General features: G+C 45.0%; 19 protein-coding genes and 1 pseudogene. 6 read left to right on the forward strand and 14 right to left on the reverse strand.

Features of this window, described 5'->3' with window-relative positions:
- Nucleotides 1–379: 379 nt before the first annotated feature.
- The 3 genes from AB4111_RS28365 to pbp4 all read right to left on the reverse strand — a co-directional run bounded on the left by AB4111_RS28365 (nt 380) and on the right by pbp4 (nt 4034).
- Nucleotides 380–1006 carry an HXXEE domain-containing protein gene (locus AB4111_RS28365; protein WP_442034490.1) on the reverse strand — a complete coding sequence of 209 codons (627 nt, stop codon included), beginning with the start codon at nt 1004–1006 and terminating at the stop codon, nt 380–382.
- A 24-nt stretch (nt 1007–1030) separates the two neighbouring features.
- A complete protein-coding gene (locus AB4111_RS28370; RefSeq protein ID WP_442034492.1) occupies nt 1031–1612 on the reverse strand; it encodes a TetR/AcrR family transcriptional regulator in 582 nt (193 codons plus the stop codon).
- A gap of 331 nt (nt 1613–1943) precedes the next feature.
- Nucleotides 1944–4034 (reverse strand): penicillin-binding protein PBP4(5), encoded by a 2091-nt coding sequence (gene pbp4, locus AB4111_RS28375; RefSeq protein ID WP_442034494.1) that lies wholly within the window; start codon nt 4032–4034, stop codon nt 1944–1946.
- 177 nt (nt 4035–4211) lie between these two features.
- Here pbp4 and AB4111_RS28380 point away from each other — a divergent pair, with 177 nt between their 5' ends.
- Nucleotides 4212–4616: a CBS domain-containing protein gene (locus tag AB4111_RS28380; protein WP_074093601.1), complete on the forward strand. Its 405-nt coding sequence runs from the start codon at nt 4212–4214 to the stop codon at nt 4614–4616.
- A gap of 99 nt (nt 4617–4715) precedes the next feature.
- Here AB4111_RS28380 and AB4111_RS28385 read toward each other — a convergent pair whose 3' ends face one another.
- Genes AB4111_RS28385 through AB4111_RS28395 form a run of 3 tightly spaced genes read right to left on the reverse strand, consistent with a single transcriptional unit; the run spans nt 4716 to nt 6764 of the window.
- Nucleotides 4716–5156 carry a hypothetical protein gene (locus AB4111_RS28385; RefSeq protein WP_442034496.1) on the reverse strand — a complete coding sequence of 147 codons (441 nt, stop codon included), beginning with the start codon at nt 5154–5156 and terminating at the stop codon, nt 4716–4718.
- Nucleotides 5153–5602: a hypothetical protein gene (locus tag AB4111_RS28390; protein ID WP_150364464.1), complete on the reverse strand. Its 450-nt coding sequence runs from the start codon at nt 5600–5602 to the stop codon at nt 5153–5155. Before AB4111_RS28390 ends, AB4111_RS28385 begins: the two co-directional genes overlap by 4 nt.
- 25 nt (nt 5603–5627) lie before the next feature.
- Nucleotides 5628–6764 (reverse strand): effector binding domain-containing protein, encoded by a 1137-nt coding sequence (locus AB4111_RS28395; protein WP_442034498.1) that lies wholly within the window; start codon nt 6762–6764, stop codon nt 5628–5630.
- 188 nt (nt 6765–6952) lie between these two features.
- Here AB4111_RS28395 and AB4111_RS28400 point away from each other — a divergent pair, with 188 nt between their 5' ends.
- A complete protein-coding gene (locus AB4111_RS28400; RefSeq protein WP_442034500.1) occupies nt 6953–7555 on the forward strand; it encodes a hypothetical protein in 603 nt (200 codons plus the stop codon).
- A 238-nt stretch (nt 7556–7793) separates the two neighbouring features.
- Nucleotides 7794–10034: an S-layer homology domain-containing protein gene (locus tag AB4111_RS28405; RefSeq protein WP_442034502.1), complete on the forward strand. Its 2241-nt coding sequence runs from the start codon at nt 7794–7796 to the stop codon at nt 10032–10034.
- A 129-nt stretch (nt 10035–10163) separates the two neighbouring features.
- Here AB4111_RS28405 and AB4111_RS28410 read toward each other — a convergent pair whose 3' ends face one another.
- The 4 genes from AB4111_RS28410 to AB4111_RS28425 form a co-directional block, all read right to left on the reverse strand.
- Nucleotides 10164–11153 carry a phosphotransferase enzyme family protein gene (locus AB4111_RS28410; protein WP_442034504.1) on the reverse strand — a complete coding sequence of 330 codons (990 nt, stop codon included), beginning with the start codon at nt 11151–11153 and terminating at the stop codon, nt 10164–10166.
- Between the two features lie 404 nt (nt 11154–11557).
- Nucleotides 11558–12106, reverse strand: a complete 549-nt coding sequence (locus tag AB4111_RS28415; protein WP_442034506.1) for a hypothetical protein — start codon at nt 12104–12106, stop codon at nt 11558–11560.
- 4 nt (nt 12107–12110) lie between these two features.
- Nucleotides 12111–13694 (reverse strand): glycosyltransferase family 39 protein, encoded by a 1584-nt coding sequence (locus tag AB4111_RS28420; protein ID WP_442034508.1) that lies wholly within the window; start codon nt 13692–13694, stop codon nt 12111–12113.
- A gap of 199 nt (nt 13695–13893) precedes the next feature.
- Nucleotides 13894–14103: a helix-turn-helix domain-containing protein gene (locus tag AB4111_RS28425; RefSeq protein WP_442034510.1), complete on the reverse strand. Its 210-nt coding sequence runs from the start codon at nt 14101–14103 to the stop codon at nt 13894–13896.
- Between the two features lie 42 nt (nt 14104–14145).
- Between AB4111_RS28425 and AB4111_RS28430 the strand changes: the two genes are divergently transcribed.
- Both AB4111_RS28430 and AB4111_RS28435 read left to right on the forward strand, forming a co-directional pair.
- Nucleotides 14146–14433, forward strand: a complete 288-nt coding sequence (locus tag AB4111_RS28430; protein ID WP_442034512.1) for a DUF6809 family protein — start codon at nt 14146–14148, stop codon at nt 14431–14433.
- A 98-nt stretch (nt 14434–14531) separates the two neighbouring features.
- Nucleotides 14532–14612: a putative holin-like toxin gene (locus tag AB4111_RS28435; protein ID WP_367399886.1), complete on the forward strand. Its 81-nt coding sequence runs from the start codon at nt 14532–14534 to the stop codon at nt 14610–14612.
- A 182-nt stretch (nt 14613–14794) separates the two neighbouring features.
- Here AB4111_RS28435 and AB4111_RS28440 read toward each other — a convergent pair.
- The 3 genes and pseudogenes from AB4111_RS28440 to AB4111_RS28450 all read right to left on the reverse strand — a co-directional run.
- A pseudogene (locus tag AB4111_RS28440) lies at nt 14795–14938 on the reverse strand (cysteine hydrolase); the annotation flags it as partial.
- Nucleotides 14939–14958: 20 nt separating this feature from the next.
- Nucleotides 14959–15345, reverse strand: coding sequence for an iron chaperone (locus AB4111_RS28445; protein WP_442034514.1), 387 nt, complete (start codon nt 15343–15345; stop codon nt 14959–14961).
- A 129-nt stretch (nt 15346–15474) separates the two neighbouring features.
- A complete protein-coding gene (locus AB4111_RS28450) occupies nt 15475–16137 on the reverse strand; it encodes a M48 family metallopeptidase (RefSeq protein WP_442034516.1) in 663 nt (220 codons plus the stop codon).
- Between the two features lie 147 nt (nt 16138–16284).
- Here AB4111_RS28450 and AB4111_RS28455 point away from each other — a divergent pair, with 147 nt between their 5' ends.
- Entirely contained in the window at nt 16285–17052 is a 768-nt protein-coding gene (locus AB4111_RS28455; protein ID WP_442034518.1) for a GNAT family N-acetyltransferase, read from the forward strand.
- A 115-nt stretch (nt 17053–17167) separates the two neighbouring features.
- Here the strand turns inward: AB4111_RS28455 and AB4111_RS28460 are convergent, their stop codons facing one another.
- A complete protein-coding gene (locus AB4111_RS28460) occupies nt 17168–19546 on the reverse strand; it encodes a GH36-type glycosyl hydrolase domain-containing protein (RefSeq protein ID WP_442034520.1) in 2379 nt (792 codons plus the stop codon).
- Nucleotides 19547–19761 lie beyond the last annotated feature (215 nt).

Here is a 19761-nt window from a genome sequence, read left to right on the forward strand (position 1 = left end):
CTTGTGAGGTGACACGGATGTTGGGTGGGCAGAGCCTTGGCATTCAATCTGGTACTTTGATGGAACGTTACAAGCATGAACTTCACCAAGCTGGATTCCATGACATTCAGGCCCGTGAATATAATGCGACTTAGTATTACGCCACACCAGATGATTTGCTGTTTCTACTCACCCATGCACCGATCATTCCCGGTTTTGGAGAAACAGCCTCTGACCTTGAGCGATTCCAGCAGTTTGTGGAAACATATCGATGCGATCAAGGCATTCGCACCAACTCGGCCCGTTTTATGCTAACTGCCCGGAAATAAGCAGAAGTCCAAAAATAAATAATGTCCAGGGCTATCCCGTCACATGAACTGGGGATAGCCCTTTTATACATTTATTTTTGGTTACGGGAAGTTAATTCTTTTGGCGAAAAAATATGGATGGAGTTTTTATTTTTTAGCCACGTATTTCCTTTTACAATGAAGATATAGACAGCGATGGCAAAATAAATCACACCCAAGATCCAGTCTGTTAAGGTTATTAACTGATACTCATGCACGTAGCGGATATACCAGATCCCAATTGGCAAATGTAGAAATATCGCAGTAAACAGACCTGGATTATAGATGGTTTTTGCTTTTACGTTCAAGACAAGTCCATGGAAAACAATCTGGAAAAAGCCCATCAAAACAGGAGCCAGCCCCAGCCACACTACAGATGGGAACACAACAGGGATCAAGTAAAAGAGATAGGCAATAAAGACATTAATTATCATTGCAGACTGTTTATTTAACGGATATCTCTCTGGTGAATCACTTTTAAATAAGACCGTATTAAATACGCCTGGAAAGTAACCCGGCCAACGATACTCTTCAAACTGATGAAGGAGGATCGCTACGAAGCTGAACCATAAAATACTGTTGATCCGCGGAATCGTTTCCCAATCCACTGCAACATAAATACATACAAGAAGTCCAATGACCAATCCTAAGTCCTGCCAATATTTTCTGAGCACATTCATTCCAATCGCCTCAATTCAAGGTTTTTAATGAAAGTATCTGTCAAAGAGCAAGTCTATTTGTTCCTCTATAGGTGCAATCTTCACGGAAGCTCCGGATTCCAGAATCGGGCTCATAAGTGCCGGGAGAAAAAGCGCTCCAAAAATCTGTACCGTCATTGTCATCAGTTTCTCGGGCTGTTGTTCGTCCGTTATTTCTTTTAGAACACTCTTAATCTTCGGAAAACCGAGTAAGTTTAAAAAGGCCCCATATTCATGTTGGGATGCGAAAACAGTCTTACCCATAAGAATAATTCTGGAGAGCAATTCCGGATATTCGAGGATAACGTGCAAATAATCCAGTAAAAATCGCTTTAATCTAACTCGTGCTGGTAATGAATGGTCATCAAGTATACCAAAGGTATGCTCAAAGCTGTTCAATATCAACTTAACAGAATCGTTGATCAAGTTTTCTTTGGAACCAAAATAATAATTAACTAATGCAACATTTGTGCTTGAGGCTTCTGCAATTTTTTTGATCGTTATACCTTCAAAACCTTCTCTCTTGGTTAACTCCAGTGTGGCACGCAAAATCTTCTCTTTGGTTTCCACTTTTTTGTCAGTTTCCATAGCATCCTCCCCGAATCCTTTGTCTGAAATAAACGATAAGCATGTATTTGAACGTCAATTTAAATATTTTTAAATAACAATTTAAACGTCATTTAAAATGTTGTTTAAACTCATTATACCCATTATTTCTCTTATTGCAAGTCTGGTTTTGACGTCAATGGCGGACTAAGCGCAGAGGTATTACTGGACAACAAAAAAACTCATACCCTGATTCTGTGTGAATAATAGTTGCTACACTACCATTCACACAAGGAGAATCAGTCCATGAGTTAATCACATCTCAGTATAATGAATTCTTCAACCCGCTTTTAAATAACTGTAAACTGTTGGTTTACTGTTCCTTCAATTTAAGCTTCTCCAAGAACGGCTTCAAACGATCCACCACATAATGGCTGCCGCCGCGGCCGTTAACTTCCTCGATCACCGCTGCCACCAGAAAAGATGGTGATTCAGTATCAAAGGTGACGAAGAAGCCATTCTCCAGCCCTTGCTGACCCTTCTTCGCTTTCAGTTCTGCCGTGCCGGTCTTACCTGCAAGACTGCCAGCAACAGAGCTCAATGTGTGTGCCGTACCGCCTTGGCGAGATACGACTTCTCTCAAAGCGTCTTTGACCGAATTTGCCACATCCGGTGTAATGATCACCTCGGGGTCAGATGTTTCTTTGCCAACAATCAGAACAGGCTTCACCAGCTTTCCTTCATTCACAAACGGCGTAAAGGCAGCAGCGAGATGAATTGGCGACATTAACATTTCACCCTGTCCATAGGATGTGTCAGCCAGCAACACCTCGGAGGAAAGATCTTTGTGAGACTCATTCGCATATTGACTTGGCTTCAGGTACAGTTCATCCAACCCGAAATTGTCATCAAACCCGAACTTTTGAATCCCGTCGATGAACTTTGCACTGCCCATCTCGGTTGCTTCCATGGCAAAATAAATATTATCGGAATACACCAGAGCATCGACCATATTGACAGGGCTCAGGCTTTTCACCCTTTTGACGTAATATCCGCCCCAACTGTCATCCTTACGCCACTGCAAACCGGAAATCTCATGAGTTTTGTCTGCTGTCGTTACCTTCTCCATTAGGCCTGCCGCCGCAGTTATCGCTTTGAAGGTTGATCCTGGTGCATATCGTGTAGTAACTCTATTGATAAAAGGAAGCTTCTCATTCGCCGAGTAAGCATCCCACTCTGCCTGTGTAAGTCCTGTAACCATCTTGTTCGGGTTATAGGAAGGTGCGCTCACCAACGCCAGCAAGTTGCCGTCCGTCGGATTCATTAGAACCATCGCACCGGCGTCTCCACCACTGGACAATGTCTGATACAATTTCTTCTGTTGTTTGGAGCTAATCGTCAGTTGAACATTCTGTCCATCTACAGCATCCTTACGAATAAGCTCAGAACGGGAGTTGCCGGATTCATCCGTAATTTCAATCAAACCACCACGTTCACCACGCAGCTGTTTCTCCATGGACTGCTCCAAACCCGCTTTGCCAATCCAATCCTCTGCGCGATAATAGCCTTCTGTATCCTTATCCAGATCTTCTTTGGTGGCTTTGCGCACGTAACCAATCAGGTGCGCAGCCGCCTCACCGAGTGGATAATAACGGATTTCCTTGCTCTGCATCGTAACCCCGCTTAACGATTCTGGCACGTCAAATTCCTCTGTTGAACCAATCGGGACAAAGTACTCCGGCTTCACCCATGTCTGTGCAAGCGCCTTGTGAATGGCATCTTCCGAAACCTGATAATGACTTGCGATTCGGGTAATCATCTGGTCCGGGTTATCACCAAGTTTCTCAGGTACAATGCCCCATTCGTTCATCGTGCCCTTGGTAGCCAGTGGCAAGCCATCACGATCCACAATGTCTCCACGATCCGGGAACAGTGTCCTCACGCGCACCTTACTGCCCTTAACCATGTCATTCAGGATCAGCGATGGCTGCCAGTTAATTTGCCAGTTTTTGCCCCCATCCTCAAGCTCCTGCCGGACCAGTTTCAATGTATGCGTCTCACTGACTTCTCCCAAAAAAGTTGTCAGTTGCAGGTTGTAATCCACCTCATACGTATCCGGGTTTGGTTTCTCTACATCGGTCTTACTGCCATCGGAAGCCGTTTCGGCAACATCCACAGGCTTAATCTCCGCCTTGACGGTGGATACTTCCATGCCCGAATAGATTGCATTGTATTTTTCAACAAATTGTTCCTTGTTCATGCCGGACTCTTGCAACGAAGCAGACGTCATCAAGGTATATAGCTGGTCAAACTCTTTTTTTTGCAGATGCTCTATGTACTGATTCACGGTAGTCTGGGGCTTGGCTTCTGCTTCTTTGTTATTCTGCATGTATAGATACATTCCGATTCCACCTGCAAACAAGATGGGCAGCAGTCCGTACATTAATTTACGTTTAGATTTCATGGTTACATCACCTCTAATATACACTATAGATTTCCAGCGCCATTTAAACAATGAAACAAATCTGACGAATTTATCATTAAAAATAGCCGAAAGCTCACATAATATGTTTAAATAAGGATAGTGAGATTACATACTAAAGCTTTTTTGCTATGCAAAAGGCTGAAAAGGAGCCCGATGATGGAAATCAGCTATTTTTTACTCCCCAAAGCCGAAGTGGCCTATATCAAGTCTACCGCTTCCATGAAAGATGCTATTGAACAATTGGAATCGCACCACTACACCGCCATTCCCGTGATTGACCAGGATGGAAAATATGTTGCTACCCTGTCCGAAGGCGATTTGTTATGGAAAATGCGAAATACACCCGGATTGACTTTTGATACGATGGATCAGGTTCAAGTCCATGAGATTAACAATCGGGTATATAATGAATGTGTATTCATTGAGGCTGAAATGGAGGATATGCTGACACTTGCAGCAGACCAAAATTTTGTGCCTGTGGTGGATGTCGATCGTGTCTTCCTCGGTATTATCCGTCGCAAGGATATTATTGAATACTATACGCGTAACATTTCGGATTAGATGAAGTCGAACATTCCGTAATAATCGAAAGGGTACTCCGTGGTCAGGTTGGGCCAAAGGGAGTACCCTTCTCTTTTGCATGGCATGATCGGAATCACGCTACGTACGCTTGGCACGCTCTTTCTTATAATAACTCAACACGTCCTTCGGGCTGCCCTGGAATGCACGCTCTTTGCCGAACTCATACGCCTGGTGCAAATACGAATATGCCTCGTCATGCTGTTCAAGTCTCATGCAGATCATGCCGAGATCGATCAATGGACTCGTATTGTTATCCGTACTCCGCGTATGTAACGATATCTCAGCCCACGGCTTCGCCAGTTCATATTGGTTCAGATCCATATGTGCATTCGCGTGGCAGGACGCGATCCAGCTTGCAATTTCCCATTCCATCTTTGGCTCCGGCAACATGCCCCATGCCTGATCATAATAGATGAGGGCTTGTTCATGCTGCTGCGTCTCATCCAGTACATTACCGGCTTCTACGGTCTCAATAAGTTGTCGCTCCAGTTCGGAATATTCCGGTGTTAGCTCTTTCACTGCACCGTCTCCTCCTCCAGGACGAAATACCACTCCAGAAAAGCATTGAAATCAGCCCACTGCGGTTTGCTCTCGCCATTGAGAAACCGTTCGATGGATTCGCCCAGTTCCACCAGCACCACTTCTCCCGTCCGGCGGTTGTAGAAAAATCCACCTTCACCTTCAAAACTGTCCATTGGAATATACGCCTCGGGAAGTCCCAGTGTAAGCTGTGCTACATTCATGTCTTCCATATATACGGTGTTCTCCATAAACCAGCAGATCTGATACAACTCCTGATGCCTGCTGTAAAAAGTCGGTCCATCCTCTGCATGTAAATAAAATTGTGCAAAATCCGACTGAAGATCAATTTCAAGCTTCCGTAATGCTTCTTCGTAGGCTGCTGGAACATCTTCATGCCACCAACCTTGCTCTTGGCAATGATCAATCACTTTATTGGATAACATCGTAGACCTCCTGATATAATTTTTCTCATACAGATTTTACGGGTATCCATATTTGGGGAGGTGTGCCGTGACCTTTGTACACTTCAAGTTCCGGAATACCTGCATGCTTATATGTAGTGGAAGGAAACCACTCTGTCATAATATAATGCCACAATCGTTGTATCGCCTCGGGCTCTAATTCATCGGCCTCAAATACAACCCAATGGGACGCGGGGAGTTCGATAGACACCAAACCTTCAGGCACTTCACCCGAGTGAGAGGTAGCAATCCAGTACTCCATTTGATTGTCCTGCAGCTCCCTCTGATCTACACAGATACCCACCAGACCGGGAATAGCTCCGTTATTGAACCCGTTTAAACGTTCCTCAATTCCGTCTGCCAATGCATCCTGCCACATCTTGGGGATTTCTCTTAAATTCTCACCATCCACACAAGAAAATGTTCGTTTGATTCCTACAAAGGTAAGAGACTGGTGTTCGATCACTTTTTCAATCACATTCATTCGACGGACTCCTCTCTGAGAGCGATATGGGGCACGGTTCTCCATGACCCATTCATGAAAATATTGGTGGGCGCTGCTGGCATCCGGAGCCGTAAAAAGATACGTTCCCTCCACCTCTCGGCGACTCAACCTGGAATCTGCAAGATCCCGATCCTCTTCTTCATTCAAAACAATTCGATACGTCCCATCTTTCTCTCGAAAGGCAAGGGCGTGTACATTCGTATGTTGTTTATAATAGCCTAATTGCAAAATGGTTGGTTGCTCTTCTGCCATTTCGCCTGTGAAAGCCGGATTGGGGAACTCCTCATCGAAACTGGCTTCATCTGGTGCAATACCTTTATAGAAGCCGTTAACTACATCGCCTAGCAGATTCACAATCTGATGTGCGTAGACATATGGAAACTGTTTAATCTCATACACATCACGATCCAACTGATGCCATTGCAGATACTCCATGATTTTGGAATAGGTAAAGCTAACTGCACTGGAAATTTCTCGATCCAAAGGCTGATTGGCAGTAAGACGAGTCAGTTCCATAATACTGTTCACGTATTGCCAGAATAGTTCCTGATCGAAACGTGCCTCCTCATGCAGCATATACAAAAAGGTGTTCTCTTCTGCACCTGCATTTCGCATCAGAATCTGAAGTGCTTGTTCCATATATGATATATACCTCCGATATGTCCTACAGTTACTGTATCAAAAGAGTAGGTAGATTGGAAATAGTGCCAGTACTCCTATTCACACGAAACATATCGAATTCACGCTCATCCTTCACTTCCTTATTCTGATGCAACTTTCTTCTTACTCGTTCGTCTAACTACTGACCAACAACGAAGGAGATGACTATGCGAATATCTTGCAGCCCCGGTTTTCCTGGAAGCATGATCGGATCAATTGATCTTCAGCCATCAAAGTATTACAGCGCACCTTCCATGAACAGTAAGATCACTGATCATGTTGACCCCGAACTCATTACCATTCCCTATGTGGAAGATCCGAATTTCGGATCACACTTTGACGCCATGAAGGTCATGAACGGAACTTATAGAGATGAAATGCATGTGAGCTACGATGTGGAGTTTACGATTGATGTAGATAAAAAAGGCTATATTACGCAATTTGAACATACGTTCCAGCTGGAACGTTATCTGGATCTAGTTCGCACACATTCCTATAAAGTAATCAAGACAAACTGGCGTGGACAAACATTTCATGTGATGACATACAGTTACCTGGAGGAAGTCATTCATCCGAAGAATGTTCTTTTTAAATGTAACAATGCCCAAGATGTCTTCATCGTGGCTGAACTCATACCTCATCGTGTTGGTGGCATTGTGGTACAGCCCAATAATCTTTATCTTCATTTCCGTGCATTAATCTCGGCACGAGATGATCTGTACCCATTAGATTATATGTGTGAGCCTGATTTCGACCTGAGTCTCGACTAACCAAGTAGATACATATGTAGAAAGAGCATAAGCTGTCCCGAATCAGCCGGGTAGCCTGTGCTCTTTTTTCACAAATGAACCACCAATTTCACTCCTATAAATCCCCTCATTCATACGCTCGGCACTATGCTCCCCATGCCTGTCTCTAAGCAAAATCAGCTGTAATGTCGATGAATATACCATAATGCTGTTCATGCATATGTTCTTCATACGTTCAGAATTGAGAGGGGTTGGAAACATGGTTTATCCGAAACATAAAATGCATTCGCTGTTCGCTCTACCCTTGGCAGGCCTGCTGTTTCTATTATGGGGTGCTCAAGCGGCACATGCGGAACAGGTAGACAGTTTGTTGCCTGAGCGAAGTCAGCAGGAGATTGTTCAGAAGTGGAATCAGTGGATGAATGACAATGATACATCTCCCCTGTATACAGAGACACCTTCGACAAGTGCTCCCTACTCTGCTGGTGTGGTAAGTGATGCCTATCTGGATCAGGGTCTGAACGCAGCCAACTTTTATCGTTTTATTGCGGGGCTGCAGGGAGATCTTGTCCTTGATCCTACCTTGAATCGTCAAGCCCAGCATGGGGCTGTTGTGGTCTCCACAGGTGGATACCTGTCCCATTATCCAGAACAGCCAGGAGATATGCCAAAGGATTTCTTTGACACAGGTTCAAAGTCTGCTAGCAGCTCCAATCTTTACGTTACCAGCAGTGCCAAGAATAACGTCCTGACAAAAAGCATTCAGGCCTACATGAATGATTCGGATGCCTCCAATATTGATCGACTGGGTCACCGGCGCTGGATTTTGAGCCCACAACTGCAACGGATCGGATTTGGACTTGCCACTCGTAGTGAAGCAGGCAAGACATATGATCAGTACTATAGTGCCATGCAGGTATTTGATAAAAGCAGAACTGGGGGAACTTCGTTCAATTACAGTCTGTTCCCGAATCAAGGCGCTTTTCCAATCGAAGCCTTTGGCAGTACACAGGCCTGGTCTGTTCAACTGAATACAGATGTATTCGCGAAGCCATCACTGTCTGAGGTACAGGTCGAGATGACTCGAACTTCCGATCAACGTACATGGACCTTTAATGCCAAGAACCAGAACACTGGCTTTCCAACCGGTTATTACAACGTGGATCCTGCGGATAAACAATGGTTTAATCAGGCCTATTTCAATGTAGAGACAGGTGGATATGGATATGGTTACGCCATCATCTTCCGTCCCGACGATGTGCAATTGTTGAAGAACGGCGATACGTTCAACATTCGAATTACCGGTCTTCAAAAGAAAAACGGTACAGCAGCGGAGATCTCATACGCCACACGTTTCTTCCATGTGAACGGTGCACAAGATGCAACTCTTGCCCGTATAACGCCAAGTCAACAGAATCTGAACGTTCGAACGGGAGAACAGATTGATCTGCCTTCGATCACTGCCGTGAATGATAACGGAACATCCTATGTTCCACTGTCTAACGTCTCCTTCACCACGACGTCAGATCGCATCGCCATCAAGGATGGAAAAATCCTTGGACTTCAGACTGGTAAAGCCGAAATTCGGATTCGTTTTGAAGGGAAAGAAGTGGTTGTCTCTGTTACGGTAACGGGAATCCCCCAATTAAGTGATATCCGCACACATTGGGCAAAGGATGCCATTCAATGGGCCATTCAACAGGAGATGGTCAGTGGATACGAGGATGGCACGTTCAAACCCAATAATCAGGTGAGTGAAGCCGAATTCCTCTCCATGTTGTTCAAGCTGTATGCGAATTCCCATGTCATTCAGAGCATCGATGCTGCGGAGGGACAAGCTGTCAAAGGAAACATCTGGAGTGATCGTTATTATACCTATGCTACCGCGTTGAATCTGAATCTGGATGCCAGCAAACAGAACCCGAAGCTGCGCAATCATGCCTTGAACCGAACAGAGGTAGCCGTAATCGTGGCGGGGCTTGGCGGTAAAAATTATACCCAGGATGAAGATGCCATCCGGTATCTGCTGAACATGGGATACTCTTCAGGCAAAACTGCAGCTACGGTGCAAGGTTATGCGGGACAAGAATCCTTGACCCGGGCAGAGGCCGTTGTTTTCCTCCAGAACCTGAAGGAAAAAGGCTTCGAACTATGGAGCAGACCGAAGAATGCCACTGAAGCTACCGAGAATGAAAAGAACGGCGGGCTACCGGATCAGACCATGAAAGCAGTATACTCTGCTGATCACACGCTGGTCCTTCAAGGCACGTTCCCGGCGTATGCCAACCAGACGATGCCGATCAAAATCCATGGTCCTTCGCCTGCTGTAGAGCACATTCAAACGCAGCAGGTTATAACAGATGCCTATGGCAATTTCAAATTAACGGTAAGTAACCTCGATGCGAAGGAACTTAACCTCTATGTGGACGTACGCGAAGATTATTCCTACTGGATCAGTGTAGAGGCGGGGCGAACTGCGATAAGTGATTATACCGAGTAACATGTAAAAACCAGCTGGGAATTCAACATTGAATTCCCAGCTGGTTTGTTTTTTCTCGAAACATATTATTTCTGGTGTGAACATGACATATTTTTATTGAATTGGAGAAGCGTTGGTCTGCACTAGAAATTATATTGGATGACCGAATTTTGCTGCCTTTTCTGTCATTATCCTCTCTAACCTCGCTCTTAGTCCGCTCATCCATTCCGGCTCATGTGACCACTGCTCTGCAACAGATCGAAGCATACGCACATAGCCGTACAAGTTGGCAAAACGGCGACAAGCCGGGAACATGCTCTCCAGATCATAACGTTCTCCCGCCTTGGACCAGTAACCGCTCAGGAACAATTGTTTCTTCTGATCATATTGCTCAGGCTCGATTTCCTCACGCAGACTATCCAGACTCTGCTCCACATCCATCGCGTACCAATGATACATCGAGTCATCAAAATCAATGGCATAACAAGACTGGTTACCTTCGTCATAGAAGACATTGTCCAGTTCAAAATCGTAGTGGATGAGTCCGAAATTATGCTTGTTCATCGGCCAATTCACAAAATACCTTCGGAGAAACTCCACCTCGTTAAGAGCAGCCGTCTCGGCAGGAAAATCCTTCAGAACCTCCTGCATCCAATTCAATACATCCGTATATGTCCAGCGCCGCTTCTCCTCCTGCTCAGGCTTGAATATACACGATAACTGATGCAGTTCACCCAATGCCTGACCATAGCTGTAGAGGATAGAGTCATTCAGTTGAATGCTCCCTAACTGCGATCCGGGTACTCGCTTGAATACGGAAGCGTAGTATGTTCCCCATGGCGTGTGTGCCTTTACGAGTTCTGTACCTGAATGGGAAGGTACCACCTCCATGGCTCCATAATGATTCGTTCGAAGATAACGGAGGAACTCCAGTTCAGCGCTAAGGTTAACTTGATTTTTTTCCTCTACCGGGGCAAACCGAAGCAATCGAACCTCCCCCTGATCTCTAAACGGATACACGGCATTGGAGGAGATGCGATAATACTGAAACATGTCCAGCGATTCGGGATCATAACTCCAATTCTTCATAATCATCTCAGCAAGGTCGTTATTTTGAAATAAATGTTTTAATGTTAACATGGGCATTTCTCCTTTTTGATCATTTCATGTTGAATGTTTACAACCATCGAATCCCTATTTTTGCGCGCAAAAAGCCGCAGGCTATGCCTGCGGCTTTTAAAAATTCCGAGTGTATGAGAAATTTGCACAAGCAAATAAACCTCGCATACGCCAGAAAAATTGAGCAGTTATATCCCTATATGTCGGCAGAATTCAGATCGGACTGGGAAACTAAAAGTGTTCCACACTTCGTCTGTTGGTCTGCCGGAATTATTCAGTTCATTCTTACCTTATTTGTAGTGATCGAACATACCATCTTAGACCGTCGTTTCATGACGCTCACTCCCTTCAAAAAACAGCTGTTTCCATAATAACCCATAGACCAAATGTAAGCAATTACAAAATGACGATAATTCCATCATCTTTTACTGGACAACCATCACTCGTTCCACCGTCTCGGTGTTGTCCTTATACCACACCATAACGATGTTTTCTTTTTGAAGATCAGACACTTGAATGGACGAATTCGCACTTGGGCTGGAATTGCCCGAGCGCGCCATACCAACGCCTTCCGTAATAGTAACATCATCACTTATATTCAATTTCATCTCCATTCCGGTATCCTTCCATTCCATGCTTGGAGATGAGGTGTCCTGCATTTCAAGTAACGCCAGCGTAACTGTGTTTCCATTCACGGAGATGACTCTACCCGTAATGTCGGCATTCATCGTCCCCTGCGTCATGTCGGGACTGCCTGTTCGATCATTCATGCCCGGGGTGCCCCTTCCACCTATCGATGTTCCTCCGTTCATGCCCAGACCGCCACCATTTGGCATGCCAAACCCGTTCATACCTTGCACAGAACCGGTGTTGGTAATATTCTGGGCGGTTATAACATCGCAAGCCGTCAGCATAATCAAGCATCCTAGCAACAGGAATAGCGTAACCGATGTGAAATATTTATTTTTTCGCATTTGATCACCTTTTTCTCAGGGAATATTGCTCCAAGGTACCTTTACGCTGGAATATGAAGTCATACGTGTCTTTGAACCCCATATAGGACAGCACGACCAACAGCGGATATACAGGGTAGATGTATCTGGACTTAATCTCCCACAGAATATAAAAACCGATGAATCCGAGAATGACCAGGATCAATGAAACTTCATCATACCGTTTACGACGAATTCCACCGACCAACCGGATGAGGATAAAACAGTACATCAGGAAATTCATCACATATACGATCCAGAGTAACCCCGTCCGATAAGCCGAGTCCCCCTGCATCAGTTCTATTATTGCATTGGTATAACTATAGGACCCTGCGATTCCGCCTCCCCTTCCTCTTCCAGTACCCATGGAACTTTCATTGCCGATTCCGTATCGATCCATCTGGTACGTTCCTTCGGTCCAGGTCCATATGATCTTTTTGTAATACATCTGCACTAAGTCACTTACACTTGCTTCGGACAGCTTGCTGCCAATCTCTTGTTTGAACAATGCTGCGCTCTCGGCCTTATTGTAGTTGGCTTGCCTCTGATAGATCTGATAACTCTCCATATTGTCCCAGAAACCAAAGCGCTCCAGATTAATCCCCATATTCAGCCACATATAGACTGGCGCGGCATTCTCTCCAACAGGTTCGCTCACAGTACCGGAAGATTGAAGAACCGCATTCTGAGTCCAGGTTGGTACATTAAACAACATAGCCAGCACACCGATGGAAATGACAACTTTCTTCACTCCGATGCTCCGCATATTCAGCAGGATATATATGATAGCAGCGATTAGCACGATAACGCCGATGCTTCGAAAGTAATTGCCCATCGCGAGAAAAATGGCGGCAAGGATGATTGTTTTCCAAGACTTTTCACGTACAAAACGAATAATAAAGTATAAACACGATGTCAGAAATGCTGTGGCAATCACATCGTTATAGATCAGATTGTTCAGGAACAAGGACGGCAGGTACGTCGCTGCAAAGATCAACACACCGTAATCACGTTCCGTGGATCTGTCATTCACTTGTTTATAAATAAGATAAATCATTAAAGTCGTTAATGTTGAAAACAAAATATTAAATAGTTTGATGACCAGGTAGTTATCCGGAAACAGATACAGCAACGTCTTAAGGTACAATACGATCGAGTAGTTGAACGGGAACATGTGCAGATAACCGCCCGTTTCAAACGAAGAGTAGTCTTGGTTATACAGCATGTTCATGGCCAGTGAAAGAACGGTCTGCGAATCATCCGTAGGCACTCTCGGAAATACGAAAATGATGATGATCTGAATTGCCAGAGAACATAACAGCACAATCGGAATAACAACCTTCGGGCTGTATTTGTTCAGTTTCAGACACAGCGCATATAACCCGACACCTGAACCAAGAAGTAAAAGAATGACCGGGAGAAAAACACTCCACTGCTGCATGCCCAAAATGGGATTGTCCCCATACAAGGCGTAGTTATACTGCGCCCGAACCACCAAGGACGAAGCAATAAACACCGCAACAAACACAAGCAAAATAAGATAAAACGACTTATGCAGCACCTTAGCCATGTGAAAACTCCTTTTCCATTACAGGATTCCGAGAGTATTATAATCGCTCTGGCTGAAAAATCGCTGAATGGGAGTATCATTTGCAATCGGTACAGATCGGCATGTGTATACAGACAGAAAAAGACCGCCCCTTCGATAAGGTAACGGTCTATATGTCCATTCTTTTAGAAGTATATGGCCTTAAGCTAATTGTTGAAGATCACTTTTCTTCCTTGATAAACTCAATGATATCCTGGATGTCACAATTCAAAGCCTCACATATTCGATTCAGCGTATCAAACTTCACACCATCGGTTTCTTCATTATATAATTTAGCAATCCCATTTCTATGTAATCCGGTTAGTCGGGATAAATCAGCAATATTAATTCTTTTCTCACCCATAATACGAGATAAATGAATCTTGATCATACGAATTCTCCTCCAAACAATACTCAAAAAGAGGTGTACATAGTGAAAGAATCCTTGGAATCTTTAGCAGAACCATTAATCCGAACGCGCTTAGAGTTATTATACAACAATTTGTCTCACACGCAGCCTGATTATACCCAACTATCTAAAGAATCTGATCATTACTTTCAGAATATTCGCCAAGCTTTACCGGAGCAACTGAATCAAACCCTTTTTCTATATGAAGATACTCAACTCTCTATGCAAACACTTCTGGAAAGAGAGATTTATTTACAAGGGTTTCGGGATGCCCTTCAGCTAATGAACGAGTTACATATAAACAGCTTCTAACAACTTGAATGCTTACAAAATATGCTATAATCAACAAAGCAATAGAATAGGCTTAAAAGGGTCGGTCGGCTACCTTGCCACGAAGGGAGGGATGCCTTGTGACAGTATTTGAAGCAATTATGTTGATGCTTACCTTTGGTTTGCTCATCGTTGCTATTCTGTCCAATACACACAAATAGACCGCCCCCCTCGCAAAAGGATGCGGTCTATTTTTGATCATCTTTCTAAGCGGAGCCCACCGCCCTTAAAAGCGGCTATTGCTCGGAGGAGTCGTGTTACCAGCACGGCTCTCTTTGCATTTTACGTCTATTCTGCTCTTATTATACCATACTCAAATCTCCGGCGTCACATGTAAACCACACTAGATACGATAAATTTCTTTATACTCATCCACATATAAAACTTCAATGCAATTGGACCAATTCAGAATCGAACCGACAAAATCCTGAATGTCCAGCCCCGGCATCTCATACGTCTCCGCTGTGTTCACCGAACCTGTTGCGTCAGGTTTTTATCCATCATTTCCTACTTCTTTTGTTTCTTCTCCAGCGCAATTTCCACATTTTCTTTCACCCGAAACTCCACAATTCGGCGGATCAGATCCTCCGGCAATGGCTGATCCAGCGGAAACTGGACAGATCCCTTGGCCCCTTTATACTTGGAGAGTTCCTCCTTGAAAGCCAGAATTCCACTGGGAGCAGGATAAAACCCGATATGATGCTGGTATGCAGCAAAATGAACCAGATTCCCATGTTGTGCATACGTGGGCATCTTGTAGCTGATCTTCTCTTCGGCGTTCGGAGCCGACTCGCGAATAATCTGTCTTAACGCCTGTAATCTCACCTGTACGTCTGGTGCAAACTCCGAGATATATTCATCTACCAGCACCGAATAATGGTTACTCTCAGCCATTTTGGACTCCTTTCACCACGGATACAGCAATGGTCTCGTGGTACGGGCATATTTGCTTATATTGTACTTCAAATGGACGAGCGGGACAGCTATTTTCATGCAATTTGAACTGTAGAATTAAGCCTGAACTTACAATGTCATGTCCCGTCCATTTCGCATCAGGTAATCTTCTTTTGTTTTGTAATCCGGCATGATACTGCCAATACGCCGCCAGAAGGAGCGATCATGATTCATGTGGTGAATATGGCAAAGTTCATGAATGATGACATAATCGATCACTTCCAGTGGCGCCATCGCCAGGCGATAATTGAACGTAAGCTTTTTGTCCCAGCTGCAACTGCCCCACTTCGTGGGAGAATCTACGATCTCTATCGACTTCGGCTTCACCTTCAACTCCTGCTGATAACGTCCGATGCGCTCTCCAATCATGCGTTTACACTCGGCAAAATAAAACTTCTTCAGATTCGCTCGCAGCTCTTCTTCTGTAAGTCCCTCTACAGGAATTAATTCATGTAATGCGTGTTCCTTGCCAAAAAGCAAAAACTTCCCTTTGCCCTCGTCTTCGTATTCCTTGGCTTGAGGACCATCAAGCGCCCGCTGCATCAGAGCGGATTTCTTCAAAATTACATCTCCATGCTGCTCCACAAGTTGCCGGATCATGTCTTCACTGATACCATTGGGTGCTTTGATTGTTACCATATAAGGCAAGTCCATCGTGATGGAAACTTTCTTGCGTTTGCCGTATTGGATATGACAGTTAATGCTGTGATTATTTAATTCTATAGTTAACATAACGCGCTCCGCTTCTGAAATTATTCATTCAATCAAATTGTATACCATCTCCGGCTATAATGCATACTGTTCGGCAATATATATGTCGGCATTGTATTTTTATGCATTATTATGTATTGTTATGTATTATAAAACTGGAGGTTAAACATGACTCATACAACGGATACAGAACACAAAACCATTGAAGAACTATCGCTTAACCACTGGCAACCCTTGTCCACCTTGCTGTATGACGGGTGGGTACTCCGTTTTGCCAAAGGATATACCAAACGTGCCAATTCCATTCAACCTATTCACTACTCAACACTGGATGTGCATGAAAAGATTGAGGAATGTGAGCGCATCTATGCTTCCAATCAGTTAAGTACGATTTTCAAAATCACGCCGTTTATTCAGCCGGCTCATCTCGACCAGCTTTTGCAGGACAAAGGGTATACTGTTGTGGATCTGACTCGTATCCAGATTCGGAGCCTAGATGACATCAAAGAGCCTGTTCACCAAGCTGTACAGATTGACGAACAGTTGACCACAGCGTGGCTGGATCACTTTTGCCGACTGAACAAGGTGAATGATCTGCAACGGGAAACGACGAAACTTATGTTGAACAATATCAGGACAAAGGCAGGTTTCATCTCGCTGTTAATTGACGGGCAAGTCGTCGCTTGTGGATTTGGTGTAATCGAACGTGGCTATATTGGATTGTATGACATCATTACAGACGTTAACTTTCGCAATCAGGGACTTGCTGAACAGATGATCCTTCACCTCCTGCATTGGGCAAAAGAGAATGGCGCCACGTCCAGTTATCTGCAAGTTGTTGCGAATAATGCACCTGCGTTAAAGCTCTACGCCAAGCTAGGTTATTTGGAAATATATAGCTATTGGTACAGAGTCAAAGAATGGAACGAGTCCTGATCAAGCTGAAAGCAAAAAACTGCCCTCCTCCTATAAAGGAAAGGCAGTTTTTCACTTGGCTTCGTAATTATTTAAAACTCATCCCACCACACACAGTTACTCCGTACTCTTTTTTCTACAAAGGCAGCTTCACCAGCACTTCATATTTCACGCCAGCTTGGATATTCTTGATGATGTCACCTTCTATACGTTCACCGTCAACGTACACTTCAATCGTCTGGACTGTTGCATCCTTCTTCATGTTCACGTTCAGCTCAGCCCCGCGGAACAACCGCGTGACCGACGCCTCGTTCCAATCGGCAGGAAGTTGCGGACGAACCTGAAGCCCTTGTGCGTGACCTTGCAGGCCAAACAATCCATCGATCAGGCAACGATACACCCAAGGCACTGTGCCGGTGTTGAACAGATGACTGGAGCGCCCGGCTGTACGTGGAAATTGACGATAAGCTCCGCGATAATAATTCGGGATAAATACAGGCAGTTGACCCCGTTGGAGAATATCCTCGGCATTGGGCCCCGGAATCATTTTACGCAGCAAACGATACGCCTTCTCCTTCTCACCCACCAGGTACAACGCATAAATATAGAAAGCTGCCGCGTGGTTGTACACTGCACCATTCTCTGCACTTCCCGGATGTTTCTGCGTGACACGGCCTACATCTTCCCGCATCGCTGTGAAAGACGGCGCGAGCTTCTCGACACCATATGGCGTCTCCAATTGCTCCTCTACCGCGCGGATTAACTTCTCCTGTTTCTCCTGATCGGCAGCACCGCTCATGAGTGCCCAGCTCTGAGGATTGATATAGATGCGTCCTTCCACGTCCTTGCTCACACCGAACACTACATTATCATCCGTAATGCCTCGGGCATACCAGTCCCCATCCCACAGGTACTCGTTCGCTGTCGCATTCGTCTGATTGGCATCCTGACGGAATTCCGCTGCTACCTCGGCATGCCCTGCCTGTTCAGCAATTTCTGCCCAAACATTAAAAGCATATGCCGTCGCAATGGTCAGCCAGCCGGATACGCCCTTGCCTTTGTATCCCACCATGTTCATCGGATCACACCAGTCACCCTGATTGATATAGTTCAACCCACGCGCATCCCGCTCATGGATCAACCAACGCATCGCGAGATTCATATGTTCCAGTACGGAAAGCTTCTGTTCGCTGTCTGTAAAAGCAACCTGTTCCTCCAGAATGCTATAGTCATTTGTTTCATCCAGATAAGTCTTCATACAGACCGGAAGCCAGATACAGTGATCGGTATGAGGAATCTGGTTAATATATTTCAATTCTGCGTCCGGGTGCAAAATAATTCCGTCCGGCATGGCGCCGCTAATATGCTGTTGTGACAATGCAGTCAGGAATGCCGCCCTTGCAACCTGCGGCTGAATGTAACTCATCCCCATATTATCCTGCAGATAATTCCGGGTCTGTGGATCGGTCGACAGACGGTTTGTTTTCCCGTGATAATACATCTGACGAGGCAGCCAGTGATTCACGACATTATCCAGCCAACCATCCGATGTCTGGATCTGAATGTTTCCCTGCCCTTCCGCAATATAATCCGCATACTCCTGCTCGGCAGCCGTAAAACCATCCTGTCCTTCCTCATTCTGCTTCACAAAATAATGCTGACGGATGCCCTCAATCTCGGCCTCATCATGAGCCGGGCCAAAGATAAATCGGTAGGCCTGCTCAGCACCAGCTTCCAGATCTACTCTGTATTGCAATACAGCCACAGGTGTCTCATAGCGCGCATCTCCACCAGCCAGTATCTCCGACTGAAGCGCTGAGGGATTATGAAGTCCGCCTTCGCCTTCAAAGCTCTCTTGATTCACTTCCCACGCGGTCGGTTGGTGATCTGCAAGCAGATAGGTTTTATCGCTGTAGGTTTTGATTTTGCTATAATCCTGATATTTCTGATACGGCGTAACCGCCGAGCAGACAATGCCCTGTAACTCTTCCACATATGAACCGGACTGGTTCATCCATGACATATAGCCGACCGTGAAATACGGGTATATACTCAGCTTGCGTTTTCTCGAAGACAGATTGGTTACCTTCACACGCCACAGTTCCATGACATCTTCCTTAGGCAGACGTAGGGACATCTCAATGCAAATGTCGTCCTGAATCACTTTCCAATGAATATCGTGTTTGCCTACAGCGAACGTATAGCTATCCGCCTGCTTGCGAACCGGTTCATACGGGGCAGAGAAGATTTCGCCACTTACTTCATCTTTAATGTAAATAAACCGTCCCGGATGGTGAGCATAATATGGCTGCTCCGGTTGCATAAACGTCTTCGCTTCCAGGTTGGGAGCGTACGAATATTTGGCAGGTTCGGGCTGCATGAATTGGGCCACAGCGTACCCCCGGCAATTCACATGAATCATCATCCTTTCATTCCAAAGAAATCCGGATGCCTTCGGTAAACTTGTCGGGCTTGTCAGTTCAACATATTGATTATCTTCCGTTGCTTTAATCATCTCTGATCCTCGCTTTCAGATTATGGAGTTAAAAGGGCAGAAAACGTTTTAGATAACTTGTATACAACTTTGTCCATTATAACACGGGAACGCTTACAAAGAATTGAAAACTAAAAAAGTAACACACTCGCAATTTCAATCACGGGGAAGTTGGTTCGGCTGATCCGTACACTTCGCTAACATGAGTACCCGTTGTTTGTCTCCAGCGCACGTAG

The sequence above is a fragment of the Paenibacillus sp. 2KB_22 genome (assembly GCF_052115745.1).
Classification (GTDB): Bacteria; Bacillota; Bacilli; order Paenibacillales; family Paenibacillaceae; genus Paenibacillus.